At 52.1% G+C, this 2,514-nt stretch carries 2 protein-coding genes and 2 pseudogenes; 3 read left to right on the forward strand and 1 reads right to left on the reverse strand.

Annotation, left to right across the window (positions count from 1 at the left end):
• Together RV045_RS14235 and RV045_RS14240 are read left to right on the forward strand one after the other, a co-directional pair.
• Nucleotides 1-822: DUF6862 domain-containing protein (locus RV045_RS14235; RefSeq protein ID WP_423236457.1), on the forward strand; the 822-nt coding region annotated here is incomplete at its 5' end.
• Complete coding sequence (locus RV045_RS14240) at nt 819-1,139, forward strand: hypothetical protein (RefSeq protein ID WP_423236458.1); 321 nt, start codon at nt 819-821, stop codon at nt 1,137-1,139. The genes RV045_RS14235 and RV045_RS14240, both read left to right, overlap by 4 nt.
• 123 nt (nt 1,140-1,262) lie before the next feature.
• Here the strand turns inward: RV045_RS14240 and RV045_RS14245 are convergent.
• Nucleotides 1,263-1,424, reverse strand: a pseudogene (locus tag RV045_RS14245) (IS481 family transposase); the annotation flags it as partial.
• Nucleotides 1,425-1,881: 457 nt separating this feature from the next.
• Between RV045_RS14245 and RV045_RS14250 the strand changes: the two are divergent.
• Nucleotides 1,882-2,514, forward strand: a pseudogene (locus RV045_RS14250) (hemagglutinin repeat-containing protein); the annotation flags it as partial.

Raw genomic sequence — 2,514 nt, forward strand, 5'->3', positions numbered from 1 at the left:
AAGCTGTCAGCGCTGTCGCAAGAGAGAGACCGCAAGCTTGGCGCGGCCTGCGGTGGCGGCCCCGAAGCCAGTTCGGTGGCCTGCAACAGCCTTATCCAGGATGCAGTCGCTAAGGGGAATATCACTAAGGGCAAATCAGGGGAATTTGTTTGGGCGGATAGTCCCAACCGAGGTTTTGTATTGAATGTGTCAACTGTTGGCGAGCCTGAAGACCCACGGGAAGGGAGCTTCCATGCAAGAGCTGCCAAGTCGACATTAGATGCGGCCATTCTTTTTGGGGGCGGTGTCGGCTTGAAGACTCTTGGGGCAACTTGGGCATCTGCCGCAGTACCAAGTCGAATAGCACTTGGCGGAGGCTTGGCTGGCGGGTTTAATGTCTTAGCGCAACTTCACCAAGGTAGAGAGTATAAGGTCGGGAAAACCTTGGTGTCCGCAGCGACTGCTGGATTATCGGTTCCTTTTGTTGGTGGCGCTGTACTTGGTAATGCGCTTGTTGGCGGGGCCGTGGGAGGCATAAATACGGCGATAACCAATAAATTTTATGGCGAGAATGAGGGAATTGCTGATTCTGTTTGGAGTGGATTTTTGTTCAGCGCGTTTGGGACATTCTCTGGAAAGCTAGTATCAGCAGGTTCAAGGATAATACTTCCGGCCAGATTGAGAGCGGAGCCGATTAATCCAAAAATTCCAATTCTATTTCAAAATTTCGGTAGAGTGAATCCGTATCCAAATTATTTGGGCGGAGCAGTCGATGCAGTAGTTAGCAATAGCCAGCCATATTTAAAATTTAATCAAGAAGCAAAAGAAGGGGCTAAAAAATGAATTACTGGCGACGATTTGATTCTTGGCTAAGTAATCCAAGAGTTGGTCCTGGAGAGTTTTTTGATATGCAATCTTACAAAGGGCTTTTCCGTATATTTTTATTTTCTATGTTGATGATTTTAATTCTTTGGAATTCTTATGATTTTTTTATTTGGTTTGATCAGTTTTTTTGGGGAATTCATCGTGAGATAAATAATGAAAAAAAAGAGTGGCGGCAAATCTTATCGTTGATCATTGGTCTACCCTTAATGGGCTTTGCCATTGTTGGTGCTGTCGTGGTTTTGATTAGACGTCGTAAAAGTCAGCGGCAGAAATAAAATTCTGACTGCGACGCGAGGTCGCGAAGTTGGCACACATATCACCATGGGCGGCGCGGCCACGCTGGTCGTTGAGATTGATCTGCCAGTACGGGCCGCCGAGGTGCAAGCCAGCGCCTTCTCCTACATGTCAAGACCCGCCCGATCATAAACCCGCTTCCTGAACAGTTCAGGCTTTCTGGCGTACCAGTCTTTCAGGGCCTGAACGGGTGTCATGTGCCCGAGAGCCCGCTGCGGAATGAGGTGGTTGTAGGTCTTCACGTAATTCATCAGCGTTGACACAAGTTTTATTGATTTGAAGGGTGATGACAAGAAAAAATGATTAATTATATTGCTTTGGTTTTTGATAAATTAAACCATGCTTATGGGGTGTGGATCGATAGAATTGATCGCTTGGATAGGCCGTCCTCTTTTATCATTATGCTGGCGATGTATGGCGGTGGCTGCGCTTTCGCATGGAATGCACATGTGATTGCTATTTGGTTTGCTCATATCTTTGACTTAAATCCCGGTCAAGTGGATTCGGTCGCGAAAATCGAATGGCGCAGAATTTGGTCTTCAGTAATTTGCCTTTCAGGGATGATTTTAACGTGCTGCGTTTATCTTAGAAATAGAAGACGCAGAAAGCGGGGGGAATAGTTGTTTTTATGGAAACACCCCAAATCCTTCTCCCCATCCTGCTGCCCTGATCCCTGACAACTGTTGGATCAATAGAAAAATTCGAGTACACCAGAGCCAGGACGTGGGCACGACAGTCCAGGCCGCAGGCGACATCGCCCTGAAGGCGGGCGGCGACATCAGTGGCCGTGCGGCCACGGTGTCCAGCAGCGCCGGGGCGGTGACGGCCGACGGCCGGGATGTGAAACTGGCCGCCGGGGAAAGCAGCAGCAGCTTCGACCAGGCGCAGCGCCACACCAGCTCCGGCTTCCTGAGCAGCACAACCATCGCCAGCCGCACGACGAGCGACCAGACGAAGGCTGTGGCCAGCGAACTCTCGGGCCGCAATGTGGCGATCAACGCGAGCCGCGATGTCGCCCTTATAGCCAGCAACGTCCTGAGCGATGCGGGCACGTCGATCACGGCGGGCCGCAACGTGGACATCACCGCCGCGACAGAAAACAGTGCCTCCAGCAGCGACTACAGCAAGCGCAGCAGCGGCCTGCTGGGCGGCGGAGGCCTCAGCCTCACCCTCGGTACGCGCAGCCAGAGCAGCGCCCAGAAGCAGGCCGGTGACACCGCCGCAGGCAGCGTCATCGGCAGTACAGGCGGCAACGTCAGCATCCAGGCCGGTCAGACCTACACGCAGACCGGCAGCGATGTGCTGGCGCCCAAGGGCGATATCGGCATCCAGGCGAAGAAGGTGGACATCACCGAG

The sequence above is a fragment of the Amphibiibacter pelophylacis genome (assembly GCF_037688875.1).
In the GTDB taxonomy this organism is placed as follows: domain Bacteria; phylum Pseudomonadota; class Gammaproteobacteria; order Burkholderiales; family Burkholderiaceae_C; genus Amphibiibacter; species Amphibiibacter pelophylacis.